The sequence below is a fragment of the Afipia sp. GAS231 genome (assembly GCF_900103365.1).
Lineage (GTDB): Bacteria > Pseudomonadota > Alphaproteobacteria > Rhizobiales > Xanthobacteraceae > Bradyrhizobium.
Genome location: NZ_LT629703.1, coordinates 2,574,621 through 2,594,301, shown reverse-complemented (window position 1 = coordinate 2,594,301; position 19,681 = coordinate 2,574,621). Strand labels below are relative to the sequence as shown.

Sequence of the window (19,681 nt, the reverse complement as noted above, 5' to 3'; positions counted from 1 at the left end):
ACCAAATGTTTTTCAGTGCATCTCTGTCGCTGCGTTACATGACAATTGGGTGACGGGGCCCGCTGGCAGACATTCTGGCGGGAAAACCTTTTGCTCTCAGTTGGTCTTGCCGCTATCCGCAGCGGCCGGTGCCGCAGCCGGCGCGGCCGGCCTTGCGCCACCGCCGGTAAACCGTTCGATCACCGATTTCACGGCGTCGCGGGCCTTGCTGTCCTTGATCGAGTCGAGCAACTGCGCCGCACCCGGCGAGCGCCGGATCAGGCTTTCCGGATCGGGAAATACCAGCGGATCGTCCCACGGGCCCTGCACCACGAACGGCAGGTCGAAGCCGGGCGGGCCATTTGGCGCCGAGGTCAGGCTGGCAACGCCCTTGAGGTCGTATTCGCGCGTCGGCACCGAGGCGGTGCCGGTCAGGGTCAGGCGCGTGGCCGCACTTTCGAGGCGGATGTCTTCGGCGACGGCGACACCGTCGTTGAACTTCACCGAAACGGTGAGATTGTCATAGGGCGTCGAGCCCGAGCGGAAATTGCCGCCGCCGGACAGCGGCCGGCGTTCCAGGCGTTTCAGCAGCTGTTCGACATTGAAGCCTGCGATGGCGCCGTCATGGCCGGTCAGCGTCGCGCTGCCGTCGATCGAGGAGGCGAGGCCGAACGGGCTCGCGCCCGATGCCACCAACGAGACATTGAGGTTGCCGCGGCCGGACAGTTTGTTGATGCCGAACAGTTCGCTGGCGCAGGCCTGCAGGTCGACGTCGGTGAACTGGAACTGGGCCTTGACGTCGGCGATCGCGTCCGAGCGCGCGATGCCGAACGAGCCCTTGGCGATGCCGCCATAGACCTGCGCCTCGCCGACCGAGAGCGCCAGCGCGCCGCCGCGCAGGTTGGCGCCGAACGCGGTGCGGCCGAGCTTGGTCGGCCCGACCGTCACTTTGGCGGCCGACAGCCGCATATCGAGGTCGGTCGAGGACAGCGCGTTGAGGTCGAACAGTTGCCGATTCCAGTCGCGGGCGCCGCTGGCAAGCAGGCGGAAGGTGGAGATATAAGGCGTGAAATCGAGCGCGCCGGCGGCCAGCGTCGCCTGCAGCGTCTGGCGCCCGTTGTTGGCGACCGTCATGACGCCCTCGGCAACGTTGCCGTCGAGTTCGACGTTTACATTGGTGAGGGCGACCGAGGCGCCGACGACATTGGCGCGGGCCTTCAGCGCAAAACGGCCGAACCCGCCGCCGCCGGGCACCGACTGTCCCATCCAGCGCAGCGCATTGCGCAAGGAGAGGCTGTCGATGGTGACGGTGCCTTCCATCATCAAGCTGGTGCGATTGGCCACCATGCCGTCGAACGCAAGCTTCAGCGGCGCCGAGGCCAGCCGCGCCTTCAGGCCGGAGCGGTCGCCCGACAGCATCGCGACGAAGTCGGCGGCGCTGATCGAGCCGTCGACGCGCTCGCCGCGCCAGTCGAATTGCCCGGTCGCGGCAAAGGAGCGCGAGATCGACGGCCAGGCCAGCGACAGGTCGATATCGCCGAGCTGTTCGGAAACGTGGTTGGTGGCGTCCTCGTAGTTGAGCATGCCGTCCTGGATTCGGATCTCGGAGAACGACACCTGGTTCTCGGCGCCGGGCGTCATGGTGCGCGCAATGGTCTCGACAAACGGGGTCCAGTTGCTTTCGCCGTTGCCGTCCCTGACGACGCGGATCAGCGGCCGCAACATCATGACGTCGGCGATCTCGAAACGCCGCAGCAACAACGGCAGCAGCCGCAAATTCGCGGTCAGCACGTCGACCCGCAGCGCCGGGTCGGTGGTGCCGCCGCCCTTCAGCCCGACGTCGTGGAACGAAACATAGCTGCCGGGAAAGACCGACACGTCGATCGCGCCGTTGACGACGAGGTCGAGCCCGGTGACGGCGCGGATCTGCGCCTCGACCGCCTGGCGCAACGCGTCCCGGTTCAGGAACCACGACGTCCCGAGCAGGCCGATCATGGCGACGCCGAGCAACGCCGCAATCGGCATCGCGAGGCGCTTCATTCCTTGGGCCATCGTCAATGACATATCCGGGTCTGATTAAACCGAAGCGGGCTTGCGGTATCGAGGTCAGGGTTGATGAGGGCAGGTGGCGCATCCGTGAGTGCCCGTGCCAACCCACACAACTTGAAGGCTTTTCTTGACGCTTTCAAGGCCATCTTCAAGGCCATCCCGGTGCCCGGGGCAAGGCCTTGAGGCCAAAATCCCCCGTCATTGACGGCCTAAGAAGAATTCGCCTAATAATCCCGGGATCAACGCGGGCCTCAGGCCGCCCCTCCATCAGGTCATATTTCCATGAAAAAGGTTTACCCCGACGCCAAATCGGCACTCGACGGCGTCCTCAAGGACGGCATGACGATCATGTCGGGCGGTTTCGGCCTGTGCGGCATTGCCGAGACCCTATCGGACGCGATCCGCGATTCCGGGGTCAAGGGCCTGACGGTCATCTCCAACAACGCGGGCGTCGACGGCATTGGCCTCAGCCGGCTTTTGGAAACGCGGCAGATCAAGAAGATGATCTCGTCCTATGTCGGCGAGAACAAGCTGTTCGCACAGCAATACCTCGCCGGCGAACTGGAACTCGAATTCAATCCGCAGGGCACTTTGGCCGAGCGCATCCGCGCCGGCGGCGCCGGCATCCCGGCCTTCTACACCAAGACCGGGGTTGGCACGCTGATCGCCGAAGGCAAGGAAGTGAAGGAATTCGACGGCGAGAAATACATCATGGAGCGCGGCTTGTTCGCCGACCTCGCAATCGTGCATGCCTGGAAGGGCGACACCGCCGGCAACCTCGTCTACCGCAAGACCGCGCGCAATTTTAATCCGATGATGGCGACCGCCGCCAAGGTCACCATCGCCGAGGTCGAGCACCTGGTGCCGGCCGGCGAGATCGATCCGGACCACATCCATACATCAGGCATTTTCGTCCAACGCATCGTCGACGTCGGCACCGGCAAGAAGCGCATCGAATTCCGCAACACCCGTCCGCGCCCCGCGGCTTAAGCATCAACGCAAAACCATAAGCAGGAGAGCCTCATGGCCTGGACCCGTGAACAGATGGCCGCTCGTGCCGCCAAGGAATTGCGCGACGGTTATTACGTCAATCTCGGCATCGGCATCCCGACGCTGGTCTCGAACTACATCCCTGATGGCATCGACGTCTCCTTGCAGAGCGAGAACGGCATGCTCGGCATGGGACCGTTCCCGTATGAGGACGAAGTTGACGCCGACCTGATCAACGCCGGCAAGCAGACGGTCTCTGAACTGCCCGACACCAGCTATTTCTCCTCGGCCGAATCCTTCGCCATGGTGCGCGGCGGCCATATCGACCTGTCGATCCTCGGCGCGATGCAGGTCGCGCAGAACGGCGACCTCGCCAACTGGATGATCCCCGGCAAGATGGTCAAGGGCATGGGCGGCGCGATGGATCTCGTCGCCGGCGTCAAGCGCGTCGTCGTCGTCATGGAGCATTCCGCCAAGGACGGCGCCAAGCTTTTGAAGAAGTGCAACCTGCCGCTGACCGGCGAGAAGGTCGTCGACATGGTGGTGACGGACTTGGCCGTCTTCACCATCGACAAGCACGGCAAGGATGGCATGGCGCTGATCGAGCTCGCCGACGGCGTTACGCTCGACGAGGTCAAGTCCAAGACCGAAGCCGAGTTTCGGGTGGCGCTGAAGAACGCGTAAGGGCTTTCGAGGGGGCGATCGTTGCCGACGATACGCCCCGCGCGCGCCGAAGACGCCGGTTTTATTGCCCGCAACATCCTGTCGTCGCAGCGCGGCCCGAAGCCGCGCGGCTGGTTCGATGTCGCGCTCGGCTGGCCCGAGCCGCAGTGCCTGGCCTTTGTCGAGCGGATCGCAACCGCGCGACAGCGATCGTGGTGGCACGTGTCGCATTTCCTCGTCGCCGAAGTCGACGGCGAGCCCGCCGCGTCGCTCTGTGCGCTGCCGGCGGCCGGGATCGGCGTTGCCGTGCGAGCGGCCATCACTGAGGTGGCGGGGCAGGTCGGCCTGAACGAATCCGAACTGGCGGCGATATTCCGGCGCGGCGCGTATTCTTCGAATTGCTGGGTGCAGGGCGGCGAAGGCGAATGGCTGCTCGAGCACGTCGCCACGCTGCCGGCCTATCGCGGGCGCGGACTGGTGCAGGGGCTGATCCAACATGCGCTGGATCGGGGCAGGGCTGCCGGGTTTTCGCGTGCGTCGATCTCGTTCCTGATCGGCAACGATCAGGCCGAGCGGAGCTATGCCAAGGCCGGATTTACATTCGCCGAAGAGAAACGCGATCCGGATTTCGAAGCGCTGACGGGCGCACCGGGTTTTCGGCGATTTGTGCGGGCGATTTAGAAGATTAGCGCCGTCGTCTCACGCCTCGATCGCGCCCTTGATCCGCTTTCGCGTCAGCGGCAGATCGCGCAGCCGTTTTCCGGTGGCATCGGCGATCGCGTTGGCAATCGAGGCGGCGGCCGGGCCCTGACCGGTTTCGCCGCTGCCGAGGAACGGCTGGCCGGGGCGGTTGATGCTGCCGGCCTATCGCGGGCGCGGACTGGTGCAGGGGCTGATCCAACATGCGCTGGATCGGGGCAGGGCTGCCGGGTTTTCGCGTGCGTCGATCTCGTTCCTGATCGGCAACGATCAGGCCGAGCGGAGCTATGCCAAGGCCGGATTTACATTCGCCGAAGAGAAACGCGATCCGGATTTCGAAGCGCTGACGGGCGCACCGGGTTTTCGGCGATTTGTGCGGGCGATTTAGAAGATTAGCGCCGTCGTCTCACGCCTCGATCGCGCCCTTGATCCGCTTTCGCGTCAGCGGCAGATCGCGCAGCCGTTTTCCGGTGGCATCGGCGATCGCGTTGGCAATCGAGGCGGCGGCCGGGCCCTGACCGGTTTCGCCGCTGCCGAGGAACGGCTGGCCGGGGCGGTTGATGATGTGGACGTCGACCTTTTCGGGCACGGCGTCGAACCGCAGGATCGGATAGGTCTGCCAGTCGATGCTGGTGATCCTGACGTCGTCGAAGCTGACGCTTTCATACAGTGTCCAGCTCATCGATTGCAGGATCGCGCCTTCGATCTGGTTGGTCAGCCCGTCCGGATTGACGACCTGGCCGCTGTCGACCGCCGCCACCGCGCGCACCAGCCGCGGACGGCCGCTCTGCCTGTTGACCTCGACCTCGGTGGCAATAGCGCAATAGGCGGCGAGATTCTTGTAGCGGGCGAAGGCAAAGCCATAGCCGCGATCCGGCGGCGCCTTCTGGCCCTTTTGCCAGCCGAATTCCTTTGCGGCCTTCTCGATCACCTCGCGCCCACGCCCATCGTCGAGATGCTTGAGCCGGAACTCGACCGGGTCGGCACCGGCGGCGGCTGCGAGTTCGTCCATAAAACTCTCGATCGAGAACACGTTGTGATAGGCGCCGAGCGCGCGCATCGCCGAAATCCGCAGCGGCATCGCCGGGATGAAGTGATGCACGACTTTGGCGTTCGGAAACTTGTAGAGCGGGATGGCGTTGCGGTCGCCGCCGCCTTCCGGCAACGGCAGCGGTTTCGGCGCCGGCACCGCGAACGGCTGCGCCATGTGCTGGGCCGCCAGCATCGAGCCGGCGCCGCCGGGCCGCATCGAATGGGTGTTGCTCCAGACGTCGAAATTCCAGTCGACGATGGCGCCACTGCCGTCGAGCGAGGCTTTCAGTTTGGTCACCATCGCCGGCCCAAAGGGCTCCCAGGCGTGCTCCTGTTCACGCATCCACTGCACGCGAACGGGCACGCCGGGCATCGCGCGCGCGATCAGCGCGGCGTCGGCCGCGGCATCGTCGGCGCCGTTGTGGCCGTAACAGCCGGAGCCCTCGACATGGATCAGGCGGACGCTGGCCGGCGGCACCCGCAACATTTCCGCAATCCCGGCGCGATCGGGATAGACGCCTTGGGTATGCGTCCACACCGTCATGGCGTCGTTGACCTGATGCGCCACGGCGCAGGACGGACCGATCGAACCATGGGCCTGGTAGGGACGGGTGTAGGTCGCCTCGAACGTCCGCGTGCCCAATACGGAAGGATTGCTCTGCGTGTAGATGGTGGTGTCCTGCGACGGTAGGCCGGTAATCACGTTCGGCACGTCGTCCTGCTTCGGCAGGCGCGCGGTCTCGCGCCATTTCGCGGCACTCGCGAGCGCGCGCATCGCCTTGACCGCCTGATATTCCTTCGCCGCCACCACCGCGAGGAAATTGCCGTCGCGAACGATCTTGACGACGCCGGGCATTTTCTCGACGGCGGCCGAATCGAGCGCGATCAATTCGGCGCCGTAGCTCGGCGGCCGCACCACGCGCGCGTGCACCATGCCCGGCAACCGCATGTCCTGGATATAGGCCGCACCGCCGGTGACTTTTGCCGGAATATCGACGCGCGGGATCGGCTGTCCCATGATCTGATAGCTCGCGGGATCCTTCAGCTTCGATTTCGGCTGCGCCTGGACGTGCAGCAAGTCGCCGGCGACCAGTTCGCCGTAACCGAGCTTGCGGCCGTCGGGCGCGATCACCGCGGCATCGGCGGTTTTCAGCGACTCCGGCGGCAGTTCGAGGCGACGTGATGCTTCCACGATCAGGAGTCCGCGCACCTGCGCGGCAGCGTTCTGGATCGCGGTGCCGCTATACTTCATCGAGTTGCTGCCCGACGTGTAGCCTTCATTGGCGGTGCGTCGGGTGTCTGCAGTGACGACGTGGATGGATGTGAAGGGAACGTCGAGCTCTTCGGCGGCGATCTGCTGGAACGCGGTCTTGAACCCCTGGCCGAGTTCGGCCTTGCCGGTGAGGGCGGTGATGGTGCCGTTGGCATCGATGCGAATCCAGGCATCGAGATAGGGTGACTCGGCGAGACTGCCCGGCGGCTTCGGCGCGGCCGGCGCGTCGTCGGCAAACGCGTCGCGCAGCGAGAAGCTCATGATCAACGCGCCGCCGCCGGCAAGCACGCGGCGGCGGTTGAGGCTGACGGGACCATTCATGGCGTGCTCCTCTGCGCAGGCGACGCGTCGGCGGTCTGCATCAGATGGCTGGCGCGATGCACCGCGCGCAGGATCCGCATATGGGTGCCGCAGCGGCAGAGATTGAGCTGCAGCTCGGCCCTGATCTCGGCGTCGGTCGGCTTGGAATTGCGCTGTAGCAGCGCCTGCGCCCGCATCACCATGCCGGAGATGCAATAGCCGCACTGCGCCGCCTGTTCCTCGATGAAGGCGCGCTGGATCGGCGCCGGTGTTTCCACCGTGCCGAGGCCCTCAAGCGTGGTCACCTTCTTGCCTTCCAAGAGCAGCAGCGGCGTCACGCAGGATAATACCGCCTTGCCGTCGACGATCACGGTGCAGGCGCCGCACTGGCCGAGCCCGCAGCCGAACTTGGCGGCGTTGAGCTTCAAATCTTCGCGCAGCACATAAAGCAGTGGCGTATCCGGATCGGCATCGATGGGGTGGTCCTGACCATTGACCTTCAATGTCATCATGGCTGATCTCGCTGCAGCAATACGGTCTGGATTCGTCTGATATCGCGGACGATGTCGGCGGTGTTGGTCCATGGCGGCGCGTTACTGAGGCGCGTGCGCAAATAATCCAGCACCGCTGCGATCTGGCCGTCGCTCATGCTGTCGGCAAAGCCGGGCATGATCGGGCTGCGCTCGCCGGCGGTCGGACGAATGCCTGACAGCACGATGTTGGCGGCGTTGCGCGCGTCGGGGCCGGTGAGGGCGGTCGAGAGCGCAAGATTGATGCCGCCAAACGGCGGTGCCCGGTCGGTAGCATGGCATCCGGCACAAGCTGCGGCATAGATCTGCGCGCCTGACGTGGCGCCGCCATTGGCCGGTAGTGGGGAGCCGGAACTGGCCCGCGCCAGCACCTCATCGCCGCGGCGTTTGCGCTCCAGCGTCGGTGCGCCGAACACGCTGGCCATATAGGTCGCAATGGCGCGGACATCGCTCTCGGGCACCTCGGACAGATTGCTGACGACCTCGGCCATCGGACCGCGCGCGACGCCGTGATCGGGATGCCAGCCTTGCCGCAGATATCTGAACAGTGCTTCCGCATCCCACGGCACCGGCGCCGACGACTGGCCGTTGATGGCGTAAGCGTGCCAGTTGTCGACATCGCCGCCCGCAAATGAGGCCTGGGTTTTTTCCGCGCCGAGCGCATTGCGCGGCGTGTGGCAGGCGCCGCAATGCGCCAGGCCTTCGACCAGATAGGCACCGCGATTCCATTCCGCGCTTTGCGCCGGATCAGGCTGGTACGTGCCGTGGCGCAGGAACAGCACTTTCCAGCCCGCGACCGCGATGCGCTGGTTGAACGGAAATGCCAGATCGTTTTCGTGCGCCGACGCGCGAACCGGCCGCCGCGTCATCAGATACGCATAGAGCGCGCGGTCGTCCTCATCGGTCACATGGGTGAAGTGGTCATAGGGAAAGGTCGGGTAGAGATGCTGGCCGTCGCGGTTGACGCCCGATTGCATCGCGCGTCGGAACGCCGCCTCCGGCCAGCGGCCGATGCCGGTCTCGGGGTCCGGGGTGATGTTGGAGGAATAGATGATCCCGAACGGCGTCGGCACCGGCAGGCCGCCGGCGAAGTCTTTTCCGCCGCGCACGGTGTGGCAATCGTTGCAATTGCCGATCGCCGCCAGATCGCGGCCGCGTTTGACCAGCGCGCTGTCGAACGATTGTGGCGCCGGTGGATCGACGGCTGATATCGCCGGCCGCCATGCAACGGCGAATGCCGCAATCGCTCCCGCGATCACGGCAACCGCAACGATCCCCCCGATGATCCGCGGCGATGCCATTGAAGTTCGCACCTGCTGTTGAGCCGCCCTGACGTCCGCGTTGTATCACGGGCGGCATTCCGGATGCTTCACTAAGTCGAAATCGAGCGTTGCGTTCCTGTAGGGTGGGCACGGCGCAAGAGCGCCTTTGCCCACCCTACGGACTGTTCCTGTTTCTCCTGGCCGTCATCACCCTTGCGCAGTGGCGACTTCCTCCAGGCCCCGGTTGCGCGGTTCCACGCCCCAGGCCCACACCACCACGATCTGAACCAGCACAAGCCCGATCATCAGCCAGACCACGCCCGGCAACTGGTAGGATGCCATCAGGGCACCGACGATGAAGGGCGAGACCACGGTCGCACCGCGTCCGAACGTGTTGCAAATGCCGTTGGCGCGCAATCTGATCTCGGTCGGGAACAGTTCCGGCGTATAGACCCCGAACAGGATCGCGGTCTGAACATAGATCGCGACGATCAGGATGAACCCGACGCTCAGCACCACGGCCGGATCGGCCCCGGCATGGAAGCGGGCGTAGATGAAGCCGCTGATGATGGTGACAACAGAGGCGCCGATGATGCTCCAGCGCCGCCCGATCGCGTCGGACAGATAGGCGCCGACGGCGCAGCCTGCTACCGATGCGATCGACAACACCAGCGTATAGGCGAGCGAATTGGTGATGGTCAGTCCCTGGCGCAGGAAAAACTGCGGCAGGAAGATCACGAAGCCGAAGATCAATGTATTGATCGTGATCAGGACCCAGGACCCCACGATCAGGCGCTGCAGCAGCGGCGGCTTCAGCATGTCCATTGCGGCCACCTGTGGCACCGCGGCCGGTACCACCACCGGCGGCAGCGTTCCGCCGGCGGCGGATTCGGTTTCGATGGATTGCATCAGGGCTTCGGCTTCCGCGGCGCGGCCTTGCGATTCAAGCCAGCGTGGCGACTCCGGCAGGTTCTTGCGCAGATACCAGACGATGAGCGAGCCGATACCGGCAATGACGAACATCGGACGCCATCCAAAGGCCGGGATGATGAAATAGCCAAGCAGGGCGGTCACCGGAAATCCGGCAACCACGATGAAGGCCATCATCGACAGCCAGCGCCCGCGCGTCTTCGGCGGAACGAATTCGGTCAGCGTCGAATAGCCGACGACGATTTCGGCGCCGAGCCCGAGGCCCTGCACGAAACGGCACGCGATCAACTGGTTCATGTCCTGGGCGAAAGCCGCCGCCAGCGACGCCAGCCCGAAGATCAGGAGGTTGATCTGATAGGTGAACCGCCGGCCCATCCTGTCGCCGACAAATCCGGTGATCAGCGCGCCCAGCGTCATGCCGACAAAGGTCAGCGAAATGAATTGCAGGTTTTCCGGGACCGTCGAGAATTTGGACTGCACCGTCGAGGCCAGCACGCCGCCAGCGATATAGAGATCGTAGCCGTCGAAAAACATGCCGGCGCCGACCAGCCAGAAAATCCGGTAGTGAAACGACGAGATCGGCAGCCGGTCGAGACGCGCGCCGGCGTTTACTGCGTCAGCCATAACAAGTTTCCCCCTTTGTATGCGGCGCCGGTCTTCTCTGGGACCGGTGTAGCCGTTGATTCCCGTTAATTCAGTCGTCGTTGCGTTGCCGTGTCGCGGTACCAGTCGAACGGCTGGTCATGTGTCGCGACCATCACGCTCTTGGTGTTGAAATGATCGTCAAAGCTCTCGGTGCCGCATTCGCGCCCGATGCCGCTATCGCCGACGCCGCCCCAGGGCGATGCCGGGTCGAGGCGGTGATGGTCGTTGATCCAGACGATGCCGGCCTTGACTGCCGACGCCACCCGATGGGCGCGGCCGACATCTCGGGTGCGGATCGCAGCGGCAAGGCCGAACGGAGAGTCATTGGCGAGGCGCAGCGCCTCGGCCTCGTCGGTGAACCGGGTAACGGACGTGAACGGGCCGAACACTTCCGCCTGGAAGATGCGCATGTCGGATTTCACGTCGGCAAAGACAGTCGGTTCGACGAAATAGCCGTTGTCGTGTCCGGGCACCTTGGCGGCGACGCCGCCGGTCACCAGCCGCGCGCCGTCGTCCTGGCCGAAGCGCGAATAGGTCAGCACGCGGTCGCGCTGCCGCGCCGAGATCACCGGACCGAGTTGCGTCGCGGGATCGAAGGGGTCGCCGATGCGGATGCTTTGCGTCTTCGTCTTCAGTTTCTCGACGAATTCGTCGTAGATCGTGGCCTGCACGATGTGGCGCGAGGCGCAGACGCAGGTCTGGCCGGCGCCGATGAAGGCGCCGAACGCGGCGTAGTTGACCGCGCGCTCGACATCGAAATCGTCGAACACCATGACCGGCGTCTTGCCGCCAAGCTCCATGGTCTGATGCGCGAACACTTTTGCCGCCGCACCCCCGGCGATGCGGCCGGCCTCGGTGCCGCCGGTCAACACCAGCTTGTTGATGTCAGGGTGTTCGGCCAGCATCTTGCCGGCTGACTGCCCGAGTCCGAGCACGATGTTGAACACGCCCGGCGGCAGTCCGGCCTCGGTAAAAATTTGCGCCAGCTTCAGCGTCGTCAGCGGGGTGTATTCCGACGGCTTGACCACGGTGACGCAGCCGGTCGCGAGTACGGCGGCCAGCGACTTGCACAGGATCATCAGGGGATGGTTGAACGGCGTGCAGTTGGCGACGATGCCGATCGGCGTGCGCAGCGTATAGTTCAAATACGCGCCTTCGACCGGAATCACGGAATCGCGGCGTGCCAGCGCCACGCCGGCGAAGTAGCGGAAGAAATCCGGCAGCCGCGACAGTTGCGCGCGGGTCTCGTTGACAGGGCGGCCGTTGTTGAGCGTCTCCAGCCGGTACAGCGTGTCGAGATTGGCCTCGAAGGCGTCGGCGAGGCGATTGACCAGCCGCGCGCGGGCACGGACATCCATGCCACCCCACGCCTTGCCTTCGAAGGCCGCCCGCGCGCTCTTCATGGCGCGGTCGATATCAGCAGCGGTCGAATTCGGAATGCGGACAATGACGTCGCCGGTGGCGGGATTGCGCACATCCAGCATTTCGCCGGCGCCGGCCTCGACCTCGCGGCCGTCGACGAAATTGCCGTGGATTTCCACATCGATGGCGGCGGATTTTGAGGGGACGTTCATGCTTCTCTCCCGTCGACGATGACGGCATTGCGCTTCAGCGCCGGCAGCACCCGCTTTTCGGTCTGCGCAATGTGCGCCTTGATGATGCGGGCGGCGGTTCGCGCCTCGCGCCGCTGCATCGCCTCGATCAAGGCGACATGCTCGGCCACGAGTTGCTTCGGATCGTGGCCTTTCACGTTGGCGACGCTGACGCGGACCAGCCGGTCGGCCTGTCCGATCAGGTCGCACAAGGCTGCCGCCATGCGGCGGTTGCCGGAGGCGTGTGCCAGCGCCGAATGAAAGGCGCGGTTATAGGCGATGAAGTCTTCATGGTTGCCGGCAAAGCGGCGGAATTCGTTCAGCGACTTCAACACGTCGTCGCTCGCGTTCTCGATTGCCTCATTGACGCAGGCCGGCTCCAGCGCCAGCCGAAACCGCAGCAGGTCGCGGGCATCGGCAAGCGAGATCGGGTTGACGCGATAGCCCTGGCGCGGCTGCACGGTGACGAGATGCTCGCGCTCCAGCCGCAGCAACGCTTCCCGCACCGGTTGCCGGCTGACGGCATAACGCTCGGCGAGATCCTGCTCGCGCATATCATCGCCCGGTGCAAAGTGACAGGTCAGGATATCAGACCGTAGGCTCTCGTAGACATTATCGCGTAAAAGCATCGAAATTCCTTCTCAGATTCTCTCTATCTTGCAGTCGTGAAATATCACGTCAAGGCCTAAAGGCTTGAATTATGTGCGTTTTGATTTATCAATCCATGGATTGCGCGCTAAAAGGCGCCCGAATTCATGAAAGTGAGACCGAATGGACAGGCTCTTTGCCAACGGCACCGTCAACGCAGCGCAGTTCGGTGAGGGGCCGCCTTTGTTTCTGTTCCACTCGCTGCTGTCGGACCGCGCCAGCTTCGATGCCATCGTCCCGGATCTGTCGAAATCGTTCCGAGTGATCGTGCCCGAGCTGCCGGGCTTTGGCCGGTCGCAAGCCGTAACCGGCGGATTGGCTGCGGTCGCCGACCGGATGGCGGAAGCGGTCAAGGACGCCGCGCCCGCTAAGGACGCCATCGTGCTCGGCAACGGCTATGGCGGTTTCGTCGCGCTGCAGATGGCGATCCGCCATCCCGGGATCGCGAGCAAATTTGTCCTCGCCGATTGCGGCGCCGCGTTTTCCGAGCCGGGTCGCGAGGCCTTTCGCAACATGGCGGCGGCCTCGAGAGCGAAGGGATTGGCCGCGATCACGGACGTCGCGATGCGGCGTCTGTTCGCGCCGGATTTCCAGGCCGCGCATCCCGACCTGATGGCCGATCGCCGCGCGGCGTTTCTGCGCACCGACCTCGATGTGTTTTGTGCCGCCTGCGACGCGCTGGCGAGCCTCGACCTCCGGCCCGAGCTTGGAAAGGTGAAGTCGCCGGTGCTGGTGCTGGTCGGCGAGCATGACGAGGCGACGCCGCCGCCGATGTCGCATGAACTCGCAAGCCTGCTGCCGCAGGCGCATCTCGAGATCATCCCGGGCTGCGCCCATGTGCCGCAACTGCAATCGCCGGAACTATTTCTGGACGTGATCGGCGATTTCCTGCCGGCGACATTTTCCGCGCCGGCGTGAGCGGTCATCTTGCCGTGCCGCCGCTGCGATCAGGCTTTCGCAACGGCGTGCGGAAACACCACTTCGATCAAGGTGCCAGAGCGGCCGCCGGTCTTGATCTGGAATTTGGCGCGGTTGGCTTCGACCAGCGCCTTGGTCAGCGACAGGCTGACGCCGCCGTCGGAGGTTTGATCCGATGGCGCCGATGTCCGGAACGGCTCAAGCGCGGCAGCGACTTCGTTGTCGTTGAGGCCGTGGCCGGTATCGCGAACCCTGAGCATCACCTCGCCGAAATCGGACAGCGCGGTCGAGACGATGACCTGGCCGCCGGCATTGGCGAGATGGATCGAGTTACCGATCAGGTTCAGCGTGATCTGGCGCAGTGCGCGGGCGTCGGCGACAACCGGCGGCAGCGTGTGCGCCAGCGAGGTGCGGATGATGATGCGCTCGCGGTTGGCCTGCGGCTGCATCACCGCGACGCAGCTCTCGACCAGTTCATTCAGGTTCTGGGTGGTGAAGGCGAGGTCGAGCTTGCCGGTTTCGATCCGCGACAGGTCGGACAGGTCGTTGATAACAGCGATCACGCGTTCGCCGGACGCGCGGATGTCCTTCATGTATTCGACGTAGCGCTCGTTGCCGAGTGAGCCGAAGCGCTCGCCGATCATCACTTCGGCAAAGCCGATGATGGCGTTGAGCGGCGTGCGCACCTCGTGGCTGATGCGGGCCAGCACGTCGGCTTTGGCGGTGCCGGCGCGCTCGGCCAGCCGTCGCGCCTCGCGCAATTCGTTTTCGGTTTGCCTCGCCTGCGACAGGTCGCGGAACACGGCGAAGAAATTCGGACCGTCGACGCGGGTGCGGCCCATCGTCATCGACAGCGGGATGATGCCGCCTTTGCTTTCGCGGCCCAGCACGTCGCGGCCGTGATCGAGCAGGCTGGCGACGCCGGATGATCTGATGCCGGCCAGATAGTCGAACACCGCATGCCGGCTCTCCGGCGCGAACAGGTCGGCCAGGTTGCAGCGGGCGAGTTCGTCGCCGTCACGGCCGAACAGCGCCTCGGCGCTGCGGTTGGCCGAATTGATATTGCCCTCGGCGTCGAACATCACGATGCCCTCAGTCGTGGTGTCGAGGATGGCGCCGAGCTCCTCGGAGTCGGCGTGGCCGACCGGCGAGGGTTCGTCGACGACAGGTGGTACGGCAACCAGCGCTTCGACGACGGGGCTTGCCTGAACCGGGCTCGCCTCAACAGGATTTGCCTGCGCGATCGCAGCCGCGACCGCCTCGCCCTCATGGCGGGTGCCGGAGAAGATCAGCGCCAGCGCGGAATCGCCGTCCCAGGAAATCGTGTAGAGGCGGGCGTCGGCCGCCGCCGGCGGTGCATGCGCATCCGACGGCTGGCTTGCGGAAATCGTCACCGGCGTGCCGGTGTCCGATGTCGAGGAGGCGTTGGAGACGCCGGGCTCGACATAGAGCGCGTCGAGGCCGCCGGCATCCTCCAGCGCATGCAGACTGGGATAGCCCATCTGGGTCAGGAAGGCCGAATTGGCATAGAGCAGGCGATCGAGCCGGTAGATCAGGATGCCGACCGGCAACAGATCGAGCAGCGGCTTGTCGCGCCGGGCTTCGCCGCGCGCGGGCGGCTCGGACGGCGCCAGCCATTCGGGGGTCTCGGCGGCCGGTGCTTCGTACATTGCCACCGGTGCGGGCTTCTCGACGACGGTATCGTCGAAGCCGGTGCCATCGGGTGTTTCGGTGCCATCGGTGTCGAGCCGCGCCGACAATTGCCGGGCCAGCTCGTTGAAGGCGCTGTTTTCGACCGGGGTCAACGACGGCGGCTTGGCGTCGCCAGGCGGGCGGAACGGCAACACGTTCTTCGGCGTCTCCACGGGCGTTTCCATCGGAATTTCCGCTGATGTGTCCGCCGGCGTTTCCGTGCGCGTATCCTCAGGAGGTTCCACGGGGGGGTCCAAATCGGTTTGCTGTGAAGTCTCGGTCGCACTCTCGTCAGGCAATTTTGCAAACGAAGGTGACGCAACGGCGGTCGGGTCGGGAGAATCTTCCGCCCGGATGTCGTTCGGTGGCACGTCCGGCGCAGGGCCCGCCTGGTCGATATCCGCCGACCATGGCGGCGGCGGGGCCAAGCTCGCGGGCGGTGGATGGTCGCGCCCGGCCGCCAGCCGGGTGAGGCCGTCAATATCGCGGCAGACGCCGAAGCCGCGGTAGCCGTAGAAATTCCGCGCGGCATCGAACACCGGCAGCCCCGACAATTCGACCAACAGCCGGCCGCCGCCGTCGACCGGCCAGTTCAGCGTGATGCCGCTCCAGGTCGCGCGGGTCGCGAGCGCCTTGGTCACCTGGCCGTCGGGATCGAGGCCGAACGTTGCGGCGATCTCGTGCCACGGCCGGCCAAGGAAAGCGGCGGTGTGCGGCCCGATCAGGCGGATGAATTCGTCAGACGTCAGCGTGAAACGATCGTCCTGATCGACCTGCCACGTGAAGCGCAGCGGCAGCCGCTGCGGGGCAGGCAATGGTTCGCCGGCAACGGCTTCGATGGTGGGCGATGGCTCGTGCGCATGCGCGTCGATCGCGGGCGTTACTTCCGGCAACGCTTCAGCGTGCGGCTCGCGCGGCGTGGCTTCGACATGCGGCAGATCGAATTGCAGCACGCTTTCCAGATCGGGCTCGGGCCGTTCGTCCACAATCGTCGGCTCGGCAGCGGGCGTCGCCGGTGGCTCGGCAAAGGCGTCGAACAGCGCAAACTCAGTCTGTGTTTTGATTGGCGGCTGCGACGGCGAATGTTGCCCGGCGTCCGCTGCAGGTTGTGCCGCCGGCAATGGCGCCGCTTCGGCGACGGCGGGTGACTCGGCAGGTTTGGCCTCGCGCTCGGTCGCGGCGACAGGCCGTTCGCGCAGCATCGGCGGCGCGCTGGCGGCAATCAGAAGGCCGTGACTGCCGTCGTGAAAATCGATCCGCTGATAACCGCAGGTCGCGAGCATGCCGGGTGCTGCACCAAAGCCCTGCACCCGCTCCAGCCGGATAGCGCCGCCCGCCGACACGCGGCCGGCAAGTCGCGCGACCTGACGGCGATGCCGGTCGGCCGGCCCGAAAATCCGGTTCGCAAGCGCGGCACCATCGGCCGCACCGAACACGCCGGCGCCGGCCGGATTGGCCCACAGGATTCGCGTGCCGTCAGACGACCACAACCAGGCAGGCAGGGGGCTCGCCGCATAGGCCGCCAATCGCGGATCGCCTGAGGCCTGCAACTGAAATTCCGCAAAGTTCATCGCAACTATTGGACCGTCCGGGCCTTGGAATCGGCCGCCAAATGCTGACAGCCTTAAAAGATCGCTAGTATCGCAAGCGGGGAGCGGCAGGTCCACGGCCGGACCCGGCCTGCGGGGGCCAAAGCCGGGATAACCTTAACCCGGCGGGTCGAACCCGGTCCTGCTGAACCTAGAGCCATCAGCGGCGTTGGGCTGTTGCAGACGGCCGCCAGAGGTCCACGATGCGGAACCTTTGGACCCGCGTCATACCGGCGAGGCCGTTCGGCGATATCCAGGTAGTCCCTAGCTATTCCTTGGCCAACACATCAGGAGTGGAGCATGAGCGACGATCGTTTCGAGATTTCGAAGGACATGCGAGCGATGGCGGAAGCGAGCTTCGATCAGGCCCGCAAGACGCTGGAGAAATTCGTGGCCTCCGCGCAGACGGCCGCAGGCTCGATCGAGGAGCGCGGCGCCACGGTTCGCGCCGGCGCCAAGGACATCGGCGCCAAGGCGGTCGCCTATGCCGAACAGAACGTGCAGGCCTCGCTCGAATATGCGCAGTCGCTGCTGAAGGCCAAGGATTTGACCGAGGTGATGCGTCTGCACAGCGAATATGTGCAGGGCCAGATGCGGTCGCTGGCGCAGCAGGCCAGCGAAATGGGCCAGATCGTCAGCAAGGCCGCGATGGACGCGGCGACGCCCAAAACCTGAGCCGCACCCGAGCTGCCCGGAGGCCCATACAACCGTTGGGTCGCCGGGCGGGAACTTGCATCCTGACCGCGTCACATATGTGGCATTGCACCAGAAATCGCGTTGCGTTGCACAAATTTGACATGATATGGGTGCTAGTTAGGCAGGCCCGTGGATGGGCGCTTCCGTGAGTTTGTGTACGTGCTCCCTTCGGTATCAGGCAGCGTGCCGGCCGACCGCGAGGGAGAAACTCGTTTAAACCCCATTGTGAAGGATGCATGCCGTGACCACTTCCACCGATCCGTTCTCCGCCTCCATCATTCCCTTCGAAGTCCCCGAGCAGATGCGCGCGTTCGCCGAAAAGGGCGTTTCGCAGGCCCGCGACAACTACGCCAAGTTCAAGGATGCCGCCGAGACCCATAACGGCACCATCGAGGCGGTATTCACCACCGCCAGCAAGGGTGCCAGCGAGTACTCGGCCAAGTTGGTCGAGTTCTTCAAGGCCAACACCTCGACCTCGCTCGATTTCGCCCAGGAACTGTTCGGCGTGAAGACCCCGGCCGCCGCGATGGAGCTGTGGACCTCGCACGCCAAGAAGCAGTTCGAGACGCTCGCAGCCCAGGCCAAGGAGCTCACCGAGCTCGGCCAGAAGGTCGCCACCGAGACCGTCGAGCCGATCAAGGCCTCGGCCTCGAAGCTCTACAAGCCGGCCGCCTGATCCATCGGGCTTGAATCAAGAAAGGCCCGGGCCGGTTGCCCGGGCTTTTTGCTGCCTTGATGGCCGTCTTAATTGCGCCTTGGGACGATTTTGGCGGGCTCTTGGCCGGTTTACCTGTTCTGCACGTGAACGCGGATAGCCTTCCAAACGACCATAATCGGTGGCTCCGCGGCCTTGCCAAAGCGGTGCGTTGCACCTAGTTTCCGCGGAATTCGCGCCCCCCCTTTTTTGAGGGACCGCGCAAAGGATGCAGTTGTAGCTCAGTTGGTTAGAGCGCCTGTCTGTGGAACAGGAGGTCGGTGGTTCGAGCCCACCCAACTGTACCACCCGTGGCATCCGGCCCCGTTGCCTTTCCCACTAGCTGACGACCTAACGCGACACTTGTGCTGTGGCGTGTTGCCTACCCCTGCTTGCCAAGGTCCGGCGGTTCACCCACAATTCCGGGAATCATTGCCTTAATCATTGCCGTGGGGGGAAGATGACTTTTTTCCGGATCAGGAATTTCGGGTTTGGATTGATGCTGGCGACGGCGCTCCCGGTTGCGATGTGGTCCAGCGCCGGCCAAGCCTATACCCCCGAGCAGGAGCAAGCCTGTACCGGCGATGCGTTCCGGCTCTGCAGTTCGGATATCCCTGATGTCGCGCGGGTGACGGCCTGCATGGCCCGCAACAAGTCCCAGCTCTCGCCGGCCTGCCGCGCGCAGTTCAGGCCGGATCCCGAGCCGAGCGCCGCCGCAGGCGAGCCCACCAGCATCAGGCCTGTGGCCCGCAAGCCGGTCACCAGCAAGGCGCGCAAGCCGGCGGCCAAGAAGTCTTCGACCAAACCTTCGACCAAGCCTTCGACCAAACCTTCAACCAGGCCGGCGAAAAAGCCCGCCGCGACCTGATCGCGGCGCGCGGTTTCAAGCCCCCTGGAGCCCGGTTCTGATTGAATCAAACCGGGCTCTACTCTTTTGTTTTGACGCGTTTTCTTTGGGCGAACCGGCGTCCACCCCCGGATCAAGTCCGGGGGCATGCTTCGCTTGAAAACGCCATGGTGCGACAGACCGACGCCTTGCGGGGCTGTGACCGATGAACATCTCCTGAAACACAGGAGAGGTTCACTTGATCAATCACCAGGAAGAACTCGACCGGCATTTCGCCTGGTTCGAAGCCAAGCTGCCGCCGCGGCCGGCGAAGTTCGTCGCCTGGCTGCGCCGGCCGTCGTCGCGCTACCCCAGGATTCCGCTCGCCATCCTGCTGATCCTCGGCGGCATCTTCAGCTTCCTGCCGGTGGTCGGGCTCTGGATGCTGCCGCTCGGACTCCTTTTGTTCGCACAGGACGTGCCTGTCCTGCAGGGGCCGATGGCGCGGATGCTCGGCTGGATCGAACGCAAGTGGATCGAACGCCAGCGCCGGAAAACCATGCCAAAAACCACGCCAAAAACCACCCAATGACGGGATCAAGCCGTTCTGGCGGCTCCCCTTCTGGTTGTATCGCACCGCACCGCATGGTGTGACTCAAAAAGCAGCCTTGTTG

At 64.7% G+C, this 19,681-nt stretch carries 17 protein-coding genes and 1 tRNA gene; 10 read left to right on the top strand and 8 right to left on the bottom strand.

Annotation, left to right across the window (positions count from 1 at the left end):
• Positions 1 to 96: 96 nt before the first annotated feature.
• Entirely contained in the window at positions 97 to 2,031 is a 1,935-nt protein-coding gene (locus tag BLS26_RS12325; RefSeq protein WP_092511402.1) for an AsmA family protein, read from the bottom strand.
• Positions 2,032 to 2,310: 279 nt separating this feature from the next.
• On the opposite strand from BLS26_RS12325, the gene BLS26_RS12320 reads away from it, so the two are divergent.
• From BLS26_RS12320 to BLS26_RS12305, 4 genes are all read left to right on the top strand, one after another.
• Positions 2,311 to 3,018: a CoA transferase subunit A gene (locus tag BLS26_RS12320; RefSeq protein ID WP_092511400.1), complete on the top strand. Its 708-nt coding sequence runs from the start codon at positions 2,311 to 2,313 to the stop codon at positions 3,016 to 3,018.
• A gap of 33 nt (positions 3,019 to 3,051) precedes the next feature.
• Positions 3,052 to 3,702: a 3-oxoacid CoA-transferase subunit B gene (locus BLS26_RS12315; protein WP_092511398.1), complete on the top strand. Its 651-nt coding sequence runs from the start codon at positions 3,052 to 3,054 to the stop codon at positions 3,700 to 3,702.
• 21 nt (positions 3,703 to 3,723) lie between these two features.
• Complete coding sequence (locus tag BLS26_RS12310; RefSeq protein ID WP_092511396.1) at positions 3,724 to 4,362, top strand: GNAT family N-acetyltransferase; 639 nt, start codon at positions 3,724 to 3,726, stop codon at positions 4,360 to 4,362.
• A 175-nt stretch (positions 4,363 to 4,537) separates the two neighbouring features.
• Positions 4,538 to 4,768, top strand: a complete 231-nt coding sequence (locus BLS26_RS12305) for a GNAT family N-acetyltransferase (protein WP_371360943.1) — start codon at positions 4,538 to 4,540, stop codon at positions 4,766 to 4,768.
• A gap of 18 nt (positions 4,769 to 4,786) precedes the next feature.
• Here the strand turns inward: BLS26_RS12305 and BLS26_RS12300 are convergent, their stop codons facing one another.
• From BLS26_RS12300 to BLS26_RS12275, 6 genes are all read right to left on the bottom strand, one after another.
• The gene (locus BLS26_RS12300) at positions 4,787 to 7,006 is read right to left on the bottom strand and encodes a molybdopterin cofactor-binding domain-containing protein (RefSeq protein ID WP_092511394.1); all 2,220 of its coding nucleotides are present in this window, start codon (positions 7,004 to 7,006) and stop codon (positions 4,787 to 4,789) included.
• On the bottom strand, positions 7,003 to 7,497 hold the full coding sequence (locus tag BLS26_RS12295) for a (2Fe-2S)-binding protein (RefSeq protein WP_092511392.1): 495 nt from the start codon (positions 7,495 to 7,497) through the stop codon (positions 7,003 to 7,005). The genes BLS26_RS12300 and BLS26_RS12295 overlap by 4 nt, the downstream gene beginning before the upstream one ends.
• Positions 7,494 to 8,816, bottom strand: a complete 1,323-nt coding sequence (locus BLS26_RS12290) for a cytochrome c (protein WP_092511390.1) — start codon at positions 8,814 to 8,816, stop codon at positions 7,494 to 7,496. The genes BLS26_RS12295 and BLS26_RS12290 overlap by 4 nt, the downstream gene beginning before the upstream one ends.
• 168 nt (positions 8,817 to 8,984) lie before the next feature.
• The gene (locus tag BLS26_RS12285; protein ID WP_092511388.1) at positions 8,985 to 10,331 is read right to left on the bottom strand and encodes an MFS transporter; all 1,347 of its coding nucleotides are present in this window, start codon (positions 10,329 to 10,331) and stop codon (positions 8,985 to 8,987) included.
• 65 nt (positions 10,332 to 10,396) lie between these two features.
• Complete coding sequence (locus tag BLS26_RS12280) at positions 10,397 to 11,926, bottom strand: aldehyde dehydrogenase (RefSeq protein ID WP_092511386.1); 1,530 nt, start codon at positions 11,924 to 11,926, stop codon at positions 10,397 to 10,399.
• Entirely contained in the window at positions 11,923 to 12,573 is a 651-nt protein-coding gene (locus BLS26_RS12275) for a GntR family transcriptional regulator (RefSeq protein WP_092511384.1), read from the bottom strand. The genes BLS26_RS12280 and BLS26_RS12275 overlap by 4 nt, the downstream gene beginning before the upstream one ends.
• Positions 12,574 to 12,715: 142 nt before the next feature.
• Between BLS26_RS12275 and BLS26_RS12270 the strand changes: the two genes are divergently transcribed.
• Entirely contained in the window at positions 12,716 to 13,510 is a 795-nt protein-coding gene (locus tag BLS26_RS12270) for an alpha/beta fold hydrolase (protein WP_092511382.1), read from the top strand.
• A 29-nt stretch (positions 13,511 to 13,539) separates the two neighbouring features.
• Here BLS26_RS12270 and BLS26_RS12265 read toward each other — a convergent pair whose 3' ends face one another.
• Positions 13,540 to 16,773, bottom strand: coding sequence for a PAS domain S-box protein (locus BLS26_RS12265; protein WP_092511380.1), 3,234 nt, complete (start codon positions 16,771 to 16,773; stop codon positions 13,540 to 13,542).
• Between the two features lie 318 nt (positions 16,774 to 17,091).
• Between BLS26_RS12265 and BLS26_RS12260 the strand changes: the two genes are divergently transcribed.
• From BLS26_RS12260 to BLS26_RS12240, 5 genes are all read left to right on the top strand, one after another.
• Complete coding sequence (locus BLS26_RS12260; protein ID WP_092511378.1) at positions 17,092 to 17,466, top strand: phasin family protein; 375 nt, start codon at positions 17,092 to 17,094, stop codon at positions 17,464 to 17,466.
• A 262-nt stretch (positions 17,467 to 17,728) separates the two neighbouring features.
• On the top strand, positions 17,729 to 18,163 hold the full coding sequence (locus tag BLS26_RS12255) for a phasin (protein WP_092517973.1): 435 nt from the start codon (positions 17,729 to 17,731) through the stop codon (positions 18,161 to 18,163).
• A gap of 249 nt (positions 18,164 to 18,412) precedes the next feature.
• Positions 18,413 to 18,489: transfer RNA gene (locus tag BLS26_RS12250), tRNA-His, on the top strand.
• A gap of 152 nt (positions 18,490 to 18,641) precedes the next feature.
• The gene (locus tag BLS26_RS12245; RefSeq protein WP_092511376.1) at positions 18,642 to 19,049 is read left to right on the top strand and encodes a hypothetical protein; all 408 of its coding nucleotides are present in this window, start codon (positions 18,642 to 18,644) and stop codon (positions 19,047 to 19,049) included.
• A gap of 217 nt (positions 19,050 to 19,266) precedes the next feature.
• Complete coding sequence (locus BLS26_RS12240) at positions 19,267 to 19,599, top strand: hypothetical protein (protein ID WP_092511374.1); 333 nt, start codon at positions 19,267 to 19,269, stop codon at positions 19,597 to 19,599.
• The last annotated feature ends 82 nt before the right edge of the window (positions 19,600 to 19,681 follow it).

Excerpts from the sequence above, each read along its gene's own strand:
- BLS26_RS12325 (WP_092511402.1), bottom strand. The coding sequence starts at position 2,031 with ATGGCCCAAGGAATGAAGCGCCTCGCGATGCCGATTGCGGCGTTGCTC.
- BLS26_RS12320 (WP_092511400.1), top strand. The coding sequence starts at position 2,311 with ATGAAAAAGGTTTACCCCGACGCCAAATCGGCACTCGACGGCGTCCTC.
- BLS26_RS12315 (WP_092511398.1), top strand. The coding sequence starts at position 3,052 with ATGGCCTGGACCCGTGAACAGATGGCCGCTCGTGCCGCCAAGGAATTG.
- BLS26_RS12300 (WP_092511394.1), bottom strand. The coding sequence starts at position 7,006 with ATGAATGGTCCCGTCAGCCTCAACCGCCGCCGCGTGCTTGCCGGCGGC.
- BLS26_RS12295 (WP_092511392.1), bottom strand. The coding sequence starts at position 7,497 with ATGATGACATTGAAGGTCAATGGTCAGGACCACCCCATCGATGCCGAT.
- BLS26_RS12290 (WP_092511390.1), bottom strand. The coding sequence starts at position 8,816 with ATGGCATCGCCGCGGATCATCGGGGGGATCGTTGCGGTTGCCGTGATC.
- BLS26_RS12285 (WP_092511388.1), bottom strand. The coding sequence starts at position 10,331 with ATGGCTGACGCAGTAAACGCCGGCGCGCGTCTCGACCGGCTGCCGATC.
- BLS26_RS12280 (WP_092511386.1), bottom strand. The coding sequence starts at position 11,926 with ATGAACGTCCCCTCAAAATCCGCCGCCATCGATGTGGAAATCCACGGC.
- BLS26_RS12275 (WP_092511384.1), bottom strand. The coding sequence starts at position 12,573 with ATGCTTTTACGCGATAATGTCTACGAGAGCCTACGGTCTGATATCCTG.
- BLS26_RS12270 (WP_092511382.1), top strand. The coding sequence starts at position 12,716 with ATGGACAGGCTCTTTGCCAACGGCACCGTCAACGCAGCGCAGTTCGGT.
- BLS26_RS12265 (WP_092511380.1), bottom strand. The coding sequence starts at position 16,773 with ATGAACTTTGCGGAATTTCAGTTGCAGGCCTCAGGCGATCCGCGATTG.
- BLS26_RS12260 (WP_092511378.1), top strand. The coding sequence starts at position 17,092 with ATGAGCGACGATCGTTTCGAGATTTCGAAGGACATGCGAGCGATGGCG.
- BLS26_RS12245 (WP_092511376.1), top strand. The coding sequence starts at position 18,642 with ATGACTTTTTTCCGGATCAGGAATTTCGGGTTTGGATTGATGCTGGCG.